The organism is Cyclobacterium jeungdonense (assembly GCF_010994275.1).
GTDB classification, from domain to species: Bacteria; Bacteroidota; Bacteroidia; order Cytophagales; family Cyclobacteriaceae; genus Cyclobacterium; species Cyclobacterium jeungdonense.
The window spans coordinates 281573-301324 of record NZ_WMCD01000007.1 but is presented as its reverse complement, the minus strand read 5'-3'; the positions used below and the strand labels follow the sequence as shown (position 1 = coordinate 301324).

Sequence of the window (19752 nt, the reverse complement as noted above, 5' to 3'; positions counted from 1 at the left end):
GCTACATGGAAAGCAGAAGTTTGTTATCCAATGACATTCATCAACCGAAGCAGGTAGAGGGTGATAGAAGGTTTTTGCGGGTTTATTAATATGGTTCTACCTATTTCCAATAACGGTTCAGAACCGAATAACCGACACCTGAAGTGCCGAGGAGCAGCAGAATTAATCTAAAAAAAACCACTGAGTGAATATAGTAAATTCCTGCAAATTATTTGCAATAAATATAGGATAGCACTTTTTTAAAAGGGTGCTTTTCCGACAAGGAACGTACCCTTCCTATCTTGTCCGTAATTCTGCAATAGCTTTTGATGCTTACCACGAAAAAACAGCAGAAACGTTAATCAAAAAGGTCATCGAATTGGAAAATCGAATTAAGAACCAACGGTCAGGTCTTTAAAACAGGTTATTCAATTCTCCTTTTGCAAATGGAAGGACCTTCCAGGGGAAAACTGAACATGGTTAAAAAAATGGAACCATATCAGGTATTTATGGAAATTTATGGGGTTTTTATAGTACTCCTGAGAAAAGTATACCCATTTAGCCAGGTGGGGTATTTTTGAAAATCTCCGCTCCCTTCGGCTCAGCTCAGGGAACGGGAAGGGACCAACGGCACCCCTGGCAGTCTGTCGGTGTACGTTTGCGCTACCCATTTTTTATTTGCTTTCTACGGAGGACTTGCGGTTTCGCTCCGGATCAGATTGCTTCGCGAAGCTACCATTGACGCCTTCCTTGAATACGACGAAAAGGCTCGTCATTACGGTAGGCAAAAGTGTTAACATACCATGCCTTTTGGTTAAGATCGTGGAAGATTTAGCCGATGGCTGGCCTTACATTTATAATCTTTTCTTCTTAATCCATTTACATCCCCTTGGCTCGCATAGTTTCAAAACGATACCTATTTGATATTTCTTCCCGAAACCCGGCAGCCTTCCCACTTTTGCTGGTAATATGGATGTTCTTTTTTGCGGGCTCTGGTTGTACTTCCCGGCAAGAAAAAGAAAAATCGGAAGCCCCACTTTCGGGAGAAATCTTTCGCAACCCGGCTACCGAATACCGTCCCCTGGCATTATGGACCTGGATGAACGGGTATGTTGATGCCGTAAAACTGGTGGAGGAGTTAGAGGAAATGAAAGACAAGGGGCTACGGGGAGCCATTATTTGGGATATCGGTGCCCTAATCAATCCCGACGACCTGATTCCGGATGGCCCGGCCTTTCTTGGGCCTGAATCCTTACAATACATTTCGTTAGCCTTAACTACCAGTCATTCATTGGGGCTTGACCTGGGCATTAGTTCGGCCAGCAGCTGGAATTCCGGTGGTGAATGGATCGATGTACCGAACGGCTCAAAAGAATTATTAAATACCGCTGAATGGGTTGAGGGTCCCTCCACGATAAAGCTAGAACTAAAGAATCCCGAATCATCCAGAGGAATAGCCAAGAACTGTGAACTCCTCACGGTGATTGCGATTCCTCAAAACCCCGCAAAGGTGTATGATCCAAAAGATGCCATCACCCTTTCGGCAAGTGTAAACAACGGCCGATTGGTTGAATGGCAGGTACCCGAGGGACGGTGGGAAATCCTTTCTTTTTTTAGTTGCAATACCATGCAGCCTTTGGTGGTCCCCAGCCCAAACTCAGCAGGTTTAATCATTGATCATTTAAGCAAAAAAGCCACCGAGCTTCACTTTGAAGAATTGTTTTCGAGGTTAGACCAGATCAGTACTCCTCAGAAACAGATGGATTTCATTTTTCTGGATAGTTACGAGGTATGGGAAATGATGGATTGGACGCCGGAATTTATGCGGGAATTCGAAGACCGCTACGCCTACGATCCCAGACCGTATCTCCCCCTATTACAGGGATTTTACCATTCAGACTCACTGATCCAAGACCGATTTGAAGCTGACTACAGGCGTTTGGTCAGTAATCTGCTCATCGAAAATCACTACGCAAAAACGGTAGAAATAGGAGAAGAACGGGGCATACAAATGGTTACCGAAGCCGGGCATGGAGGTAGTCCGAGGGTTGAACCGCTGAAAGCACTTGGAAATTCCCACATACCCATGGGAGAATTCTGGAATCGGCAACGGCACTGGGTCACGAAGGAAGCTGCCAGTGCTGCGCATATCTACGGAAAGAATATCGTTGCCTCCGAATCGCTTACGGGCTGGAATCATTGGCAACACGGCCCAACCGACTTTAAGCAGCTTATTGATATTGCCTTTTGTGAAGGACTAAATCAGGTTGTATTTCATACGTTTTCCCATAATCCGGAAATAGCCGGCAAGCCCGGATTTGTGTACCACGCTGGTGAGCATGTCAATGTCAACGCTACCTGGTGGGAAATGGCAAGGCCCTTTATGGATTATATAGCCAGGTGTTCCTACATGTTGCGGCAGGGAAATTTTGTTGCCGATGTACTTTTATATTACGGAGACGAAGCGCCCAATTTGGTACCCCCTGGAAGGATGGATCCAAATTATACGCCTGACATGCCAGGCATTTTCCCCACTTATTTTTACGACGAAAGTAAGTGCCCCCATTGTGGCAGGCCCAAACCGATCAACCCAGGGAATTTGCAGGGTTATCAATCCGATTATATCAATGAGGACGTGATTACCAAAACCCTGGCAACCGAAAACGGAAACTTGGTATTGCCACATGGACAAAGCTATAAAATCCTGATGCTTCCTGACAGAAAGGACATATCTCTTGAGGTATTAAAAAGACTTGAGACATTAATTTTTAATGGCGCAGTGGTGATTGGGAGAAAACCTGAAAGAAGCACCTCCTTAAAAAATTATCCGGCCAGTGATCAGGAGGTGAGGCAAATCGCGAACAAAATTTGGGGTGATTGTGACGGTGAAAAGGTCCTTTCCAATAAGTACGGAAAGGGTACCATCTATTGGGGGAAGTCGGCGCGGGAAGTATTGGAAGAGCGGGCAATTCCACCGGATTTTCAGGTTACCGGAATTGATAACACAGACCTGCATATTGACTTTGTTCACCGGCAGACAGAAAGTGAAGCCATTTTTTTCCTGTCCAATAGCAGCGAAAAACAAGAAAAAATCAGCGGTGTATTCAGGGTAGATCCGGACAGCAAACCCGAATTGTGGGATGCCGAAACAGGGCTAATACAGCGGCAGGTCGAATTCGCAAAAGTAGACAACGGATTGCAAATGGAGATTACTATGGATCCGCTGGCATCCAGATTCGTGGTTTTCCGGAAGGGTACCAGTGGAATAAATGATGAGGGTTTGTATCACAACTTGCAAACCGGATTAAAAGACCAACTAAATTCGAAAGTGGTTTACCCAGCGATTGATCTTTCAAAACAATGGAATATTGCCTTCGATCCGGATATGGGTGGGCCTGAATCACTGAAATTGGACAGCCTTGTTAGTTGGTCTGAGTTAGAGGATGAGGGCGCCAGCTACTATTCCGGTTCAGCCATTTATACCCGGGAATTTATAATCGACGACGATGTACCAGCTGTTAACCTGGAGGCTTTCGTTTCATTTGAAGAAATTCAGGAAATGGCGCAGGTATTTGTTAACGGGAATGACTGTGGGATTATATGGCTTCCTCCTTACGCTACCCGCATCACGCCGCATTTGAAGCAGGGGAGAAATACCATTACAGTAAAAGTAATCAATACCTGGAATAACCGAATTGTCGGGGACCTGAGGAATCCGGAAAAAATTCCATTTACGCAAACAAATGCCAGGGGGAAATTCACGAGCAATAGCCCTTTATTGCAATCTGGCTTGTTGGGAAAAGCAGAAATCAATTTCATAACCAAAAAATAGGATGAAAAAAAAGAGAAACCGATACAGTTCGTTTTACTCACAGTGCATGCAGAAAATGCAGCAATTTCAGTGCTTTGGTACCTTGTTATTTTGTGTTTTTATCTGTTTGTCAGTTAGCTGTACTCCTAAAGTAGAAGAAAAAAAGCCCAATATTATCTATATCTTGGCAGATCAATGGCGGGCTTCGGCCACAGGGTATGCCGGAGACCCAAATGTCCGAACTCCTAATCTGGATCAGCTGGCAAAAGAAAGTTTTAATTTCCGTAATGCAGTCTCTGTGATGCCGATCTGCACGCCCTACAGAGCTTCCCTGATGACAGGCCGGTATCCTACCTCCACGGGTATGTTTTTAAATGACCTTCACCTACCACCTACGGAATTATGTATTGGTGATGCCTTGGTTTCGGGAGGCTATCAAACGGCCTATATCGGTAAATGGCATCTGGACGGGCAGGGTCGTCATTCCTATATTCCTCCAGAGCGTCGTCGTGGATTTCAGTACTGGAAGGCAGCCGAATGTGACCATAATTATAACCATTCCCATTATTATGCAGGGGATTCTGATGAGAAACGGTATTGGGAGGGCTATGACACCTTTGCTCAGACAAAAGACGCCCAACAGTACATCAGGGACCACGCTGAAATGGAAAAACCATTTGCCTTATTTATCTCCTATGGGACACCGCATTTTCCTCACCATACCGCGCCGGAAGAATTTAAATCCCGATATCCTCTGGATGAAATTACTCTTCCCGCAAATGTACCAGATTCTAAAAAAAGCGAGGCACTCCAGGAAGCGCAAGGGTATTATGCCCACTCTGAGGCCCTTGACAAAAGTATAGGGGATTTGCTAGCTACTTTGACTGAAATGGGACTTGATGAAAATACCCTGCTGGTATTTACCTCAGATCATGGTGAAATGCTAGGTGCTCACGGTGTAAGGCCAAAGGCAAAGCAGGTTCCCCTTGGTGAATCCGCACGGGTACCGTTTTTGCTGCGATATCCTGCTATCCATGGAGAGAAAGGAATGGTAGTAGACATGCCCATTACTACGCCTGATATATTCCCCACCCTATTCGGTCTGGCCCGATTACCTATACCCGAGACAGTCGAAGGAGAAGATCTTTCATCTGTGGTAAGAGACGGGGTGGAAAAGGAAGAAAGAGCTGTTCTTTACATGCAACTTGCCCCCTGGGAAAGAGGGGATTATAGTCGGGAGTATCGGGCGGTAAAAACAGGTAGACACACCTATGTACGGTCCCTTGATGGCCCCTGGCTTCTTTTTGATGACAGTACCGACCCACTTCAAATGAGCAATCTGGTTTCCAATCCCAAGTATTCGGATTTGGTTCAGGAATTGGATGCAAAGCTTCACGATTTACTTAGAGAGATCGGTGATGATTTCAGGCCAGCTCAATCTTATATTGATGAATGGGGGTTGGTATTGGCTCCTCATGGAAGTATTCCTTATACAAACGACAGTGATGCCGGACCCCAATCACCACAAACGCCGCAAAGACAAGGGAAAGGTGAGTAGTTATCTATTTTCAGTTTTCCAAGCTAAAAAAAATAAGTACATTTCGAATAGTATGATAAAAACCAAAATCCTTTTCCTTCTTGCCGTAAACAGCGTTCTGTTTTTAGCTTGTAATGATTCGGGCACGAAGGAACAGATTTACAGCCCGGTTAATATTCTTTTGATAACGGCAGATGACCTGAATTATAATTCCTTGGGCTGTTACGGTAACACGATAGATCAAATTACCCCACATATTGATAACCTTGCCCAAAGTGGAATGCGGTTTACCAATGCTTTTGTAAACATTGCGGTATGCCAACCCTCTCGTCAGTCCATCATGACCGGCAGGTATCCTCATAACAATGGTGCGCCCGCGTTCGACCCCTTAGATGATGACGTTCCTACCTTACAGGAGCAGTTACACAAGGTTGGATACCTAAATGGGATTTTAGGAAAGGAAATACACCTCAGGCCTACGGAGAGATTTTTTTGGGATTATTACATCCGGGAAGGTGATCTGGCTTCAGGCCTTGGTATCGGCAGGGACCCGGACCTGTATTACCAGTATGCCCTGGAATTTTTCACGAAATCAAAAAAGGAAGGAAAACCCTTTTTCCTTATGGCAAATAGTCACGATCCACACCGCCCATTCGCGGGGAGTGATCAGGAAAAAAGAATTTGGGGAGAAGATTTGCCCGTAGTCACCCGGACTATTCTCCCCTCAGAAGTAGAAGTTCCGGCTTTTCTTCCTGATTTGCCGGAGATACGGAAGGAGATAGCCGAGTACTACACCTCTGTTCACCGCATGGACCAGACCGTTGGCGCCTTGCTACAAGCATTAACTGACGCGGGAATGGCTGATAATACGATGGTTATGTTTATCAGTGATAATGGCATGGCCGTTCCTTTTGCCAAATCAAACTGCTACCTCAACAGCAACAAAACACCTTGGATTATTAATTGGCCCGGGAAAATTCCGGAAGGACAGGTGGACAGCACCCATTTTATTTCAGGCATTGACTTTATGCCCACCATTCTTCATGCCCTTCACTTACCAGTGGTGCCGGATATGGACGGGACCTCCTTTTTACCGGTTCTCCAGGGAAAAACTCAGAAATACAGGAATACCGTTTTTACGGAATTTCACCGGATTTTTGCCGGAATTGACTATTCAATGCGCTGTGTTCAAGAGGAAAATTTTGGGTATATTGTCAATTTCTGGAGTGATGAGGATCATGAAATCAGGGGAGATGCTTTAAGTGGCCGAACTTTCCAGGCCATGAAGGAAGAGGCATTGGAAGATGAAGCCATCAAAGAACGCCTGGACCTGTACGTGTATCGGGTTCCAGAGGAACTGTATGATTTTAAAAATGATCCAGATGGGCTGGTTAACTTAATTGATGACCCGGCCTATCAGGGGGATATCGTCCGGCTTCGCGAGCTCGTCAGGAAGGAAATGAAACGAACAGCAGATCCTATCCAAGATGAGTTTTTAGAACGGTTTATGAACGAATAGCACCGGACTTTCTTTAATTACCAAAAACCATAGTTAGAAAAAATGATGAAATCGAGCATGACGAGAACGTCACACAGTGGGATGATTATAAAGCATGCGAGATTCTCCCGATTAAAGATCGGGACAGGCTATCTGACCGCTGAAAAAAAACTAATAAACAGATGAAAAAACACCATTTATTAATCCAACCAAGGCTGCGGAAGTATTCTGGAAATTTGCTGAGTTTATTGTTTATAGTAAGTTTTTTTCTTACCAGTTGCCAACAAGAAGAAGCAACGGAGAAGCAGCCCAATATCCTTTTTATCATGACCGATGACCACACCCAGCAGGCCTTAAATGCCTATGGGCAGGGATTACTGGATAGTGTTTATTTTCCTAACATGGATCGCCTGGCGAAAGAAGGAGCCCTTTTTAAAAACAGTTTTGTCACCAACTCAATTTGCGCCCCCAGCCGTGCGGTCCTGCTGACAGGAAAATACAGCCACCTCAATGGGAAAGTAGATAATGTGGGTCCATTCAACTGGGATCAGCCCACCTACCCCAAATTGTTGCAGGAAGCTGGGTATGCAACGGCGCTTATCGGAAAGATACACCTGGGAGGAAAGCCTCAAGGATACGACTTCTCGCTCACCTTACCCGGTCAGGGGAACTATTATAATCCTGAATTCATCCGGAACGGAGAAGAGGAAGTGAAGTTTGAAGGTCACTGCGAGGCACTGATCCCCCAGTTTGTGGTGGACTGGATTGATAAGGAATGGGACCGTAGCAAACCTTTTGCGATCAACTACCACACCAAAGCCCCTCACCGAAATTGGATGGCGGAGGAAAAATACCTGGACTATCTGGAGGATCAGGAATTTGAGTTCCCGGGAAATTTCTTTGATGATTACGAAGGTAGGGGCACCGCTGCCCGGGAGCAGGAAATGGAAATCGTTGACAACATGTATTGGGGTTGGGATATGAAATTTGAAGAAAATCCTTTTAGCGGTGAGCCCAGTCGCCTTGCTGCGCCATTTGGTCGCATGACTGACGAACAAATGGAAGCCTGGAATGCTGTATACGGTCCAGCCAATGAGAAATTCAAGGAGGAATTGCCCGAGGGCAGGGAACTTGCCAGATTTATGTTTCACCGGTATTTGCGGGATTACCTGAAGGTAGTCAAGTCAGTGGACGATGGCATTGGAGAGGTACTGGATTACCTGGAAGCAAATGAGTTATTGGATAACACGATCGTGGTATACACCTCTGATCAGGGTTTTTACCTGGGCGAGCACGGTTGGTATGACAAGCGCTTTATGTACGAACAATCGCTAAGCACGCCCTTACTGGTGCGGTATCCCAAGGAAATCAAAGCGGGCACCGTCGTCGAAGATCTGGTGATGAACCTGGACCATGCGCCAACCATACTCGATTATGCAGGTTTGGAAAAGCCCGATGATATGCAGGGAGAATCCTGGCGTGCCCTGGCTGCCGGAGAGGAAATTCCCTGGAGAGACGCGATTTATTATCACTACTACGAATACCCGGGCCCTCATTCCGTGAAACGGCACTATGGAGTAAGGACCGATAGGTATAAATTGATCCATTTTTACTACGATATTGACGAATGGGAAATGTATGACCTTGAAGTCGATCCTAATGAAATGAACAGTATCTACGATGACCCCGCCTACGAAGAGGTGCAGGAAATGCTCCATACCCGGCTGGAAGAACTTCGGGAACAGTACGGTGATTCGGATACATTGAATCAGCAATTTATCGAAAGAAGTCTTTCTAAAAATTAACAACGCACTATCTCATGCAAATTCCAACGAAACGGAATGCACTTTTTTCAGTGAAAACATGCCTGGTAGCCCTTCATTTAATGGGCTGCTGGAGTTGTCAACCATCGGAAAAAGAAAAGGATGTTGTAAATGAAAAGCCGAATATCATCTTTATCCTGACTGATGATCAGCGGTGGGATGCCTTGGGTTTTGCGGGAAATGATATCATCCATACCCCGAATATGGATAAGTTGGCTAGTGAAGGCTTGTATTTCGAAAATGCCTTTGTCACGACACCTATCTGTGCGGCAAGCAGGGCTTCCCTTTTTACCGGATTGTATGAGCGAACACATGATTTTACGTTTGGCAAACCTCCGCTACAGGATGCCTATATGGCTAAAAGCTACCCGAAACTTCTCAAAGAGGCCGGTTACCGTACTGGCTTTGTGGGAAAGTTTGGGGTAAAGGTCAGTGAAGGGATGGAGGATTCTATTTTTAACCAAATGGATAAAACCTTTTGGCCTTACTTAAAAGAAGTGGAAGGAAAAGAGGTTCACCTTGCAGATATCAATGGGGACCTTGCCATTGACTTTATTAACGCTAGTACGGATAGGCCTTTTTGCCTTTCCCTTTCCTTTTGGTCTCCACATGCAGATGATGGCGCAGAAGAGCAATATTTTTGGCCGGAATATATGGATCATTTATACCGGGATGTGAGCATCCCGGTACCGGAAACAGCCGATCCTTCTTTTTACGATAGTTTGCCTGATTTCTTACAGAACACCCTGAACCGGGAAAGGTGGTTTTGGCGATTTGATACCCCGGAAAAGCACCAGAAAATGGTAAAAGGCCACTATCGGATGATTAGCACCGTAGATAGCGTTTTGTCAAGGATTCGATTGACCTTGGACGAAGCGGGAGTGGCCGACAATACGGTTATCATCTTTATGGGGGATAACGGCTATTTTATGGGGGAAAGAGGCTATGCCGGAAAATGGCTGTTGCACGAAACTTCCATTCGGGTCCCTTTGATCATTTACGATCCCCGTCAGCCTGAAAGCAAGCGAAGCAAGACCCTTTCACAGATGGTCTTGAATGTGGATGTCACGCCTACCATTTTATCGTTGGCGGGGGTAGCCATACCAGACGATTATCAGGGAGAAAGCCTTACCCCATTCTTTGAGGGTTCACCCGACTCATGGCGCACCGGGGTTTACCTGGAACACCGGCTTGAAAACAATCCCAAGTTGCTTAAGACATCCGGTTACCGGGATGAGGAATTTAAATTTATTCGTTACGATGACAGTGAATTGATCGAATTGTATCATCATCAATCGGACGTTAATGAGGTCAATAACCTGGCGTTAGAGGAGAAGTACGCTGAAAAAGTAGCCTATTATTCAACCAAGTGCGATTCCATAGTCCACCAATTAGTCCAGCAAAGAGTATCGAATCAATGAAACCAATAGCTAAAATTCTTGACCTCGTAGTGAGATGGACCCATGTCTTTCCGATCCTGGTTCTGGCATTTTTTTCATGTTCCGAGAAACTCGAGAAAAGCGCTCCAAACGTTGTCATCATCTATGCGGATGATATGGGATACGGAGATATCAACATCCAAAACCCCGACTCGAAAATTCCAACCCCTCATTTGGACCAGCTGGCATCAGAAGGGATGCGGTTTACCGATGCTCACAGTTCCTCCGGAATTTGTTCTCCGAGTCGGTATGCCATGCTGACGGGAACGTATCATTGGAGAGGGCAACATGGGCAAGTTGATTTCGGAAAGCAAAGCCAAAGGGTATCTGGTAAAAAATGAATGATGTGTATCAAATGAGAAATACGAACAACCTACTTAAGAAAATTTGCATATGATCTTTACCAAAAAATGTAGAAAACTCCTTTTGCCCTTTGTCTTTATTTTCTTGGGTAGCCTTTCTGCGCAAGAGGTTATTGTTATTGATGATTGGAACCAATTTGGGGACATCCCCAAAACATGGGAGTTGGTAGGAGGGGTGACGACGGATTGGGAACAGGATTCGTTTTTGTCAACAAGTCCGGGAACGGGCATTCTTGTGAATCCACCAAAGTCAAAAAACGGACCACATTTGATTTCCGGGTTTGAGCATGGAGATATGGAATTGGAACTGGAGTTTATGGTTCCTAAAGGGTCCAATTCCGGAATTTACCTTCAGGGGCGGTATGAAATTCAGATTTTGGATAGTTGGGGTAAAATCAATCCCAATTCCGGAGATGCAGGAGGGATTTACCAGCGCTGGGATGAAGAGAAAAAACAGGGCTTTGAAGGAAAGCCGCCCCGGACCAATGCGAGCAAGGCACCTGGGTTGTGGCAAAAGGTAAAAATCGATTTTGAAGCACCAAGGTTTGATGCGGCGGGCAAAAAAGTGAAGAACGCGAAATTTAATCAGGTATATTTGAACGGGGTATTGGTCCATGAAAACGTGGAGGTGACCGGACCGACCAGATCTGCCTTGTTTGAAGACGAAAAATCGCTTGGCCCGCTTATGATTCAAGGGGACCATGGTTCAGTAGCGATCAGAAACGTAAAGTACAAGCTCTATGGAGATCCGGTTCCTGAAATCACGGACTTGAAATTTGCCTATCATGAAGGTAAGTTCCAATCAAATGAAGCGTTTCTGGGAAGTGCTCCGAACCAAAGCGGGCAACTAAATAAAATAACCTGGGACTTGGGCCATGGGGTGCTTGATTTTGCTTATGTGTATACCGGGAATTTGGAAATTTCGAAATCGGGAGATTATACCTTTTCCCTGGCTGCTTTCGGTAAGACCAGCCTTTATTTGGATGGTGAAAACGTAATGGACGATCAAACCCAATTCCCTAATAATCCTCCCAGGAGCAGGACCTTATCGCTGGAAAACGGTACGATTCCTTTCCAGTTGGTGTTTTACAAAAATAATTATCCGGGCAGAAGTCCACAACTCGGTGTTTATATAGAAGGTCCGGGGATCAAAAAAAGTCCCTTACACGATCCGAATTCTTACAAAGAAAACGCTATCCAGAAACCGTATTACTTGGAACCATTGCAGGAACCTATGATAACACGGGGGTTTTTCCAGCATAAAGACGAGAAAAAGACGCATACGGTAGCGGTAGGAGAACCAGCGGGTTCAAGCTTTGCCTATGATCTTCAACAGGGTGCTATTTTGAGTATTTGGAGGGGAGGCTACCTGGACACCTCACCCATGTGGAGACAAAGGGGTACCTCGCAGTTGATGCTGCCTACAGGGGCGGTTGTCGAATTGTCAGACGGCCCCTTCCTTGCCAAATTAGAAACTACGAACAGCCCCTGGCCGGATTCTCTCAGTAGTGATCCGATTCAAATTAAGGGATATACCCTTAATCTGGACAGACGGCCTACTTTCAACTATGCGTTTGAACAAATTGCTGTTGAAGACTTCTTTGAACCGGAAAGGGACGGAAAATTTTTAACCCGGACCATCCGATATACGAATCCTCAAAAAACACCGGATGTTTGGGCCCGGATTGTCGCTGCTGATAAAATAGAGGATCTAGGCGAGGGAATTTACCTGGTGAACGAAGGTGAATACTATGTGAAAATAGCTGAACCTATGCTGGAGGGTTCCTTTTTACGAAACACGGCCAAGGGTCAGGAATTGTTATTTTCGCTTAACTTAACAGAAGAAAAAGGGCTAATGAAATACAGTATTATTTTCTGATTGATTACGAAAAATTTAAACAACGAATTTATTGAAAAATAAACATATGAAATTAGATGATAATAGATTGTTGATCAGGAATGCTAAACTGAATTTTTTTCTCCAAAAACCGTATTTGAATGGGTTTTTAAGATGCTTACTAGCTGGGTTTTTCTTATTTTTATCGGTTTCTTTGCATGCCCAACATGCGACTGATCCAGAAGCTTTACCAGCCCAGGAAGAAGATTATTATACGATTGTAGATATCCCAATTCCTGATGGAATTGAACTCGAGGTGGGGGGTATGACGATCATTCCCGATGGAAGTTTGGGAGTAGCCACGCGAAGAGGGGAGGTCTGGCTAATTGAAAATCCCTACATGACTGGTTCGCGGATTCCCCGGTTCAGCCGGTTTGCTTCCGGGTTGCACGAACCACTGGGGCTTGCCTACCATGAGGGAAGCCTGTATACCAGTCAGCGGTCCGAGCTTACCAGATTGACGGATAAAAGCGGAAACCGGGAAGCGGATGCTTACGAGACGGTCGTTTCCTGGCCCTTATCGGGAAATTACCACGAATATTCCTATGGACCCTTATTCACTCCCGAAGGAGACATGCTCATTACCCTTAATTTGGGTTGGATAGGACATGGGGCCAGCCTGGCAAAATGGCGTGGTTGGATGATGAAAGTCTCTCCGGATGGTAAGATGACTCCCATAGCATCGGGAATGAGATCTCCTGCAGGCTTTGGCTACAATGCAGAAGGGGATGTTTTTTATACTGAAAATCAAGGGGACTGGGTGGGATCCGGCCGCATTACCCACGTAGAGAAGGGCGATTTTGTAGGAAATCCGGAAGGCCTGGTTTGGAGTCATCTGGAAGAATCACCAGTCAAATTGAAACCCGAAGATATACCAGACACGGGAAAACCCATGTCTAAAGTAGCTGCCGATATCCCTGGATTCAAGACTCCTGCCGTTTGGCTTCCTCACGGGCTTATGGGGATTTCCACCTCCGCCATAATTGCAGATAAATCCGGAGGAGAATTTGGGCCTTTTACCGACCAACTTTTTGTTGGAGATCAGGGGCATAGCAAGATTGTAAGGATATACCTCGAAAAAGTAAACGGCGTCTACCAGGGAGTGGCTTTCCCCTTTAGAGAAGGTTTTTCTTCCGGTATCCTGCGAATGGTATGGGGCAAGGATGCTTCCTTATTTGTGGGCATGACGAGCAGAGGCTGGGGTTCCACGGGCAAGGCCCCGTTTGGATTACAAAGGTTGGTTTGGACAGGTAAGGTACCTTTTGAAATTAAAACCGTAAAAGCACAACCGGACGGGTTCGAGTTGGAATTCACCATGCCGGTCAATGAATCGGTGGCTAAAGACCCGGACTCTTATCAACTATCCAGTTTTAACTACAAGTACCACCATAATTACGGAAGTCCCGTAATCGAATTGGAGAAGCTTGCGGTGAAAGGGGCAATCGTTGCTGAGGATGGGATGACAGTAAGGTTGGTGATAGATGGCCTAAAAGAGGGGTATATTCACGAAATAAATGCAGCGGGGATTAAATCCAAAACGGGTATGGATTTATTGCATGCCGCTGGTTATTATACCCTCAATCAAATTCCGGATGGTGAAAAAGTGAATCTTTCGGAAATCGAGATAACACCCGCCAACCCGCATCAGGACCACCAAAAAACCAGTGGTCCTGCATCCAATGAGACAAACGTCCCCACATCAGCGCCGTCAACTACTGAAAATTCCCCAAAAAGAATGACGGTGATGCCAGATGGTTGGTCAAACGGACCTGATCAAACTATTGTGATGGGAACAAAGCCGGGGTTGAAATACGATTTGGAGAATTTTGAAGTGAAGGCAGGCAGTAAGGTGAAAATCACTTTCAATAACAACGACGATATGCTGCATAATCTGGTGATCGTAATGCCCAATACCGCCATCGAAGTAGGAGAGATGGCGTTAAAGATGGGATTGGAAGGTTCACAAAAAGACTATATTCCTAACTCCGACAAGGTACTGTATCACACAAATATTCTTTCCCCGGAAACTTCTGAAACCATCTATTTTGAAGCTCCTTCTGTTCCTGGAGATTATACCTATGTGTGTACCTTTCCAGGACATGCTTACGTGATGCAGGGGATTATGAGGGTAAGCGAATAAAATGGAGCATGGCTGTGGCTTTGGAATCATCCAACCAGGAAAAAACGAAAAAAGCCCCAATTATTCGGGGCTTTTTTTTGAATTCCATTTTTTATTTTTTGCATTTTCCTGCCAGACAGATGGTGATCGGATCGTTGCTGCAAGTGGCTCATGCCACAAAGGGTGAATTTCCCTTGACCGTGCTGATACTCATGCTGGTATTGGTGTAGGTTTTCCATCACCGTATGGTCTATCAAATTGGCATTTGTAAAATCAATCCGAATACTTTTTCCTTATGGAAGAAATTCGACTAGGGGGTTTTTGCTCCGTTGTTGAAATTTGCCGAGCTTCTCACAATTTCTGAAATCATGGTCAATACCTGTGAGAAGTCAGGAAAGGTCACTGCTGACAACCTATTTTCTGGCAACGTAACCAGAAATTTTGGACCGATGCTGTATTCGTGTCCATCCAGAAACAGGTACTTATGTTTGTGTTCCAGGTCAAAATAGATCCCCATGGGGATGGCAACCACAATAACCGCTAAGGTCAACCGGTATCCCAATAGGGCATCGCCCTGGCCTAAATCGGAAACGGACCCGATAGCGATGATGATCAATCCGGCAGCAGGTCCTTTGATGTTCAGGTGAGAACCTCCCAGGAGGGTCACCAGCAGTCCACCGGTGACCGCGGAAAAAATCCCCGCCATCGGTGGAAAGCGGGAGGCCAGGGAGATGCCCAAACTAAGCGGTAATGCAATAAGGAATATCAGAAATCCCGATACCAGGTCTGATTTCCAGTTTTTTATGAAGTCCGGCTGATCCGGACTTCGGAACTTCCAATAGACGATTTTCCCGATGCTAGTTTTAAGAAGATTTTAAAGCGGTGGTATGATAATTTTTGATATGCGGGCCAAGGAAAAGCCGGGCATAGATCCGGATAAGGGCAATGCCGCCGAAAATGAAGCTGATGGCATTAAATGCCGCCAGGACGTACTGGTTTTCATCGATATGGCTGAATAGTAAATCTACTCCGATGAAGGTAGGACTGATGGGAAAACCCATCAGTCCCAGTGCCGCCAGTAAAAAAATCAGTGCGAGTCTGGGATGCTCGTACACATGCCCATAGTATTGATTGAGGTCAAAATAATCCTTTTCCTTTTTCCTAAGGCGATTTAATATCCAATATCCCGTGCCTCCCGCCAGCACCACTCCACTAAGGTAAATCAGGGTCTGGTTGTAATCGAAGGTTTCATTAAAGGACACTGCCAGGGCTATCCAGAAATGATTGGCCATTACCAGCATTAAAGCCAACCTGGGGTGATTTCTCTCCGAAAACGCTTTGAATACCATCATCAAACCTAAAAACCCAAAAAGCCCGGGAATGTAGTACTGAATTATTTCAGGAATAACACCCTGATTGAAATACAGTACCAAACCGAGTAGATAGAAGGGTAAAAAATACTGCAACAGATTTTTGGGTGTAAGGAAATCAAGTTTTCTTCCCAGCCTTTTGATCGGTTTGAAGACCAGCACGTTCAGCATCGTATCCAAATTCCATTCTTTGAGAGATAGGATATATAGGCTGTAAGCCAATCTTTTGGAGATAGAATCCTCCAGGCGGATTGGTTTGGGCTTGAAATGGTAAAACTGATCCCTGATCATATAGGCAACTACCGAAGGAGAGACCAAAAGCTGGTAGGTTCTGAGGAAGGCATTTCCAGCAAAGTGAATCAATACCAGCGTCTGTAACCCTAAGGCTATCTCGATAAACATGATCCCTATCTGAGCGATGGATGCGTAGGCAATCTGGGTTTTAATGGTCGTTTGCACCCTGGCAATAGGATAGGCAAGCAAGGCTGTCAGCAGACCCAAACCAGCAATTAATATTCGAGCCATCAGGTGATGCTCCCAAAAGGGGAACGTTCGAAGCAGGAGAAAAACCCCAAAATGTACCGAAAGGGAGCCATAAAATATGGCCGAAGAGGGTGTCGGACCTTCCATGGCTCGCGGCAACCAGGAAGAAAACGGAAACTGAGCAGATTTGGCAGCAGCCGCAATTCCCAAACAAACAGCAATGAACAACCCGATACCCCCGTGAGCGCTCATTTGTTCGGAAACCAGATCCCCATCCAATAATTTGATGAACGTGATGTTTTCGTGCCATAGATGATGACTAGCCCACATAGCGAGGATAATGCCTATATCCCCAATCCGGTAGATGGAGAAAACCTTTACCGCATTCCTTACTGGTAAATAGCGGTCCCGGTAAAAAGCGATTAACAGGAAGGAAGCGATTCCCAGCATTTCCCATCCTATGAATAAGGTTTCGAAATTCCCAGCTACCACGGTAACGTTGTAAGCCAGGTAGAAAAAGAGCAGGGTATTGAAGTACCGCTTGTACCCTTCTTCCAGGTGCATGTAAAACCGGCTGTACCGGGTTATCAGAAATGTAATAAATGCACCTACCCAGAGGTAAACCCCTGTAAGGGTGTCAAAATAGAAATCCAGCAAAAACTGGTAATTACCATTATTGTAGATTTCCAACTCCCGGATATTCACCGGGTGCATTCCACTGGAAACCCAATAGAGAATATAGCCCGTAACTCCCAGTAGCTGCAAACTTACTGATGTAAACGCTAACCTGGAAAAGCTGGTTTCATGACCTTCTGGAATTAGCAGGGATAAAAGAAAAGCTACTAATGGCAACAAGACGAAAAAACTAATCATTATTTGATCTTCCATGGTATCAAGATATCTGGTAAACGGGCAGGTTTTCAGCAGTGCTGGCGAGGAGCGCATCCAGGTTGTGAATGGCTTCGATCGTTTGTGTAACCGGATGGTATTCGGCAAATGCTCCTTCCTTGTAAACAAAGGCCTTTTTGCTATCCGGATGGATGCAAACCAGCTTAACCCAATCGTTGAAAAACCACTCATAGGTTTGCTCATGGATTTTGATGGTTTTCAGGACGACGTCGGGATAATGCTCCACGGTGATCAAAATCCGAAGCGGGTCGTGGATATTGACCATTTGCAATGGCAATCCTGTTCGTAAGTCCCCATCCATCCCATTGGCTACACCGATCAGGCCCATAACGTTATGCGGTAGCTTACTACCTGCACCCAACCTATCGTTATCTACTTTGGAGAAGTAATACTCCAAATTAATTCCTCCGCATACAGGCGCTACTGCTTTGAGTATGCCAAACAGGTAACTTCCCTCCGGATCAATGCGGTGGTCATATGAATTCAGGAAGGCGCGCTTATCTAAAAACAAATGGCGATTATTTTCCCGTTTTCCGATAACGCAGAGCGCATTCGTAGCATGATTCCATTCCGGCCGGGTTACAAAAAGCGACATGGCTCTTTTTTTCACCTTTTCATGGACCTTCCTGGCATCCTGACTAGAGTCGACAGTATGAAATCTTCGGGACCTTTCTTTGGCATTGTAATCCAATGCCGTATCGAAGGTCTGTCTATTTCTTTCGTGTAAGAGTATGTTAACTTTGAGCAGCAGCTCTTCATCATAAAATTCCATTTCATCCTTGGTAGTGTCATGCAGCCCTCCTACAAATTGAGTCGTTTCGGGAATAATAATTCCCCTTTCGGTAAGCATTTTCCTAACTTCCGGATTGTTCCCAATCGAAGCAGCAACGCGGGCATTCACCGAACCGGACCGTCCGCTACAAGCTCCACAGTCATATCCGGCATAATGGGTATTGTTAACCGAACTCGCCCCATGGCCGATGATATAGATCAAGGGAGCGAAATCCTTCACCAAACCTATACTTTTCAACAGGCCTTCAATTGCATCGGCCATCTCTTCTAAGGTAAAGCCGACCTGAAGGCCTTGATGTAGCTTTTTTGGATTGTTGCAGGCTACACTAAGTTTACCTTTAGGGTCCATGTGCTTGAATGAAGAGACCATGGCAGGTGTTTCCGAGGGGAAAAAGATGCTTTTGACCATTTTCAACGCGGACCAAAATCCCATGGTCTGACTGATGGCCCATCCGCCGAAGATCCCCTTGGTGTGCTTACTGAAATGGGCATCTTTTTCATGTCGGATTTTGGATTCGGTTTCTTTGATCAGGTGTCTGGGCGTGACTGGTGCGGGACACACTTTAGTCATGAACTTTCCATGTTCGGGCCGAAAGTAGAAAGGGAGGTTAAAGAAGCCAGCAGTACCGAAGGTTTGCGCCTCTGGTTCAAACCGTTCCACATAGCGTCGGATGGAACAACACCTGTCATCTATGCAAAACATCGCCTGAAAAGCAGCGGTTTTTTTAAAATCTGCCTCGTGGCTAAGCTGTAGTCCCCTGATGACCTGGTCGTAATAAGTCCATTCCAATGCCTCTTGCCATAATTTATGTACTTCAAAAAATTCCGAATACCTGGATTTTTCAAATAAAAGGGGTAAATCTGTCGGAATCCAGTCTGCCAAAGCGCCCCATTGATCCCCCCTTCTTCTGTCCAAGGCATCGATTTCCAGCAGACACTCCAGAAAAATCAGGTCTTTGAGACAAATCTTTCTTTTGTCCAGCAGGCTGCTTTCATTTTGCTCCAATACTGCCACCATCCCCGACCAACCCGGGTGGGCAAATTGCTGGTCGAAAAGGTACTGGCCATGGTATTTGTCATTGCCTACCAATAGCTGCAGCAAATCCTCCAATTGGGTATGGGTGTTCAGGAGGAGTTTTCTTGCCCGCTCACTTTTGATAAAGGTACAGTAACTGTTTTTTTCCAATTCCCTGACAGCTGCTAAAAGTCCGTTGGTTTTGGCAGGGAATTTCCAGATGGCAATTCCCTGATCCAGGTAGGAACTTACCAATCGAAATAACGTTTGATGGACCTCCTTGTCCAAATTGAGGTTATAGGCCTTTCTCCATAGTTTTCGGATTTGGCCTACTCGGGGTTCGGCATAGTCAGAAAGGGGTTGATGCAGCAAGCGGTTAGTCCAATGGGCCAGATCATCTGCACCTTTGTGTGCGATGATTACCCTCCTCAGAATTTCGGCATTGATTTTCTTTTCGTGAAACTGCGCCCGGTATTTTTCAAGGTTCCAATAGACTTTGAAACCGAAGTTTTCTGCGGCTTCATGCAAGGCTTCATGAAAAGGCAACCGCTGGAATGCATGCAAAGTATTGTGATGCACAAAATCCTTTAGCGGCGATTGTGCAGGAAGGTAATGGGCCAATTCGTGGATGACATGATCCATGCCCGATGACACGCGATGCGCCATAAGTAACGGAAATAAAGGTAGAAGAGTAGATTAAATGTACTGATAAAAAATC

Annotated in this window: 12 protein-coding genes; 8 read left to right on the top strand and 4 right to left on the bottom strand. The window is 45.5% G+C overall.

The features are described 5' to 3' along the window. Positions 1-653: 653 nt before the first annotated feature. A complete protein-coding gene (locus tag GKS34_RS23620) occupies positions 654-779 on the bottom strand; it encodes a hypothetical protein (RefSeq protein WP_262888581.1) in 126 nt (41 codons plus the stop codon). An 89-nt stretch (positions 780-868) separates the two neighbouring features. Here GKS34_RS23620 and GKS34_RS15550 point away from each other — a divergent pair, with 89 nt between their 5' ends. The 8 genes from GKS34_RS15550 to GKS34_RS15515 all read left to right on the top strand — a co-directional run bounded on the left by GKS34_RS15550 (position 869) and on the right by GKS34_RS15515 (position 14486). Further along, a complete protein-coding gene (locus GKS34_RS15550) occupies positions 869-3811 on the top strand; it encodes a glycosyl hydrolase (RefSeq protein ID WP_163385901.1) in 2943 nt (980 codons plus the stop codon). A 1-nt stretch (position 3812) separates the two neighbouring features. After that, the gene (locus GKS34_RS15545) at positions 3813-5348 is read left to right on the top strand and encodes a sulfatase family protein (RefSeq protein WP_163385900.1); all 1536 of its coding nucleotides are present in this window, start codon (positions 3813-3815) and stop codon (positions 5346-5348) included. Between the two features lie 52 nt (positions 5349-5400). Then, on the top strand, positions 5401-6846 hold the full coding sequence (locus tag GKS34_RS15540; RefSeq protein WP_163385899.1) for a sulfatase family protein: 1446 nt from the start codon (positions 5401-5403) through the stop codon (positions 6844-6846). A gap of 161 nt (positions 6847-7007) precedes the next feature. Next, the gene (locus tag GKS34_RS15535; RefSeq protein ID WP_163385898.1) at positions 7008-8630 is read left to right on the top strand and encodes a sulfatase family protein; all 1623 of its coding nucleotides are present in this window, start codon (positions 7008-7010) and stop codon (positions 8628-8630) included. Positions 8631-8644: 14 nt separating this feature from the next. Further along, positions 8645-10069, top strand: a complete 1425-nt coding sequence (locus tag GKS34_RS15530; protein ID WP_163385897.1) for a sulfatase family protein — start codon at positions 8645-8647, stop codon at positions 10067-10069. Next, positions 10066-10428: a sulfatase-like hydrolase/transferase gene (locus tag GKS34_RS15525; protein ID WP_163385896.1), complete on the top strand. Its 363-nt coding sequence runs from the start codon at positions 10066-10068 to the stop codon at positions 10426-10428. Before GKS34_RS15530 ends, GKS34_RS15525 begins: the two co-directional genes overlap by 4 nt. A 52-nt stretch (positions 10429-10480) precedes the next feature. Beyond that, on the top strand, positions 10481-12328 hold the full coding sequence (locus tag GKS34_RS15520; protein ID WP_163385895.1) for a 3-keto-alpha-glucoside-1,2-lyase-like domain-containing protein: 1848 nt from the start codon (positions 10481-10483) through the stop codon (positions 12326-12328). A gap of 172 nt (positions 12329-12500) precedes the next feature. After that, positions 12501-14486 (top strand): plastocyanin/azurin family copper-binding protein, encoded by a 1986-nt coding sequence (locus tag GKS34_RS15515; protein ID WP_240459319.1) that lies wholly within the window; start codon positions 12501-12503, stop codon positions 14484-14486. A gap of 289 nt (positions 14487-14775) precedes the next feature. On the opposite strand, the gene GKS34_RS23460 is transcribed toward GKS34_RS15515, so the two are convergent. The 3 genes from GKS34_RS23460 to GKS34_RS15500 form a co-directional block, all read right to left on the bottom strand. Then, entirely contained in the window at positions 14776-15204 is a 429-nt protein-coding gene (locus GKS34_RS23460; RefSeq protein WP_240459318.1) for a hypothetical protein, read from the bottom strand. A gap of 124 nt (positions 15205-15328) precedes the next feature. Beyond that, on the bottom strand, positions 15329-17206 hold the full coding sequence (locus GKS34_RS15505) for a proton-conducting transporter transmembrane domain-containing protein (RefSeq protein WP_163385893.1): 1878 nt from the start codon (positions 17204-17206) through the stop codon (positions 15329-15331). Between the two features lie 4 nt (positions 17207-17210). Beyond that, positions 17211-19700 (bottom strand): YbcC family protein, encoded by a 2490-nt coding sequence (locus GKS34_RS15500; RefSeq protein WP_163385892.1) that lies wholly within the window; start codon positions 19698-19700, stop codon positions 17211-17213. Positions 19701-19752: the final 52 nt, after the last annotated feature.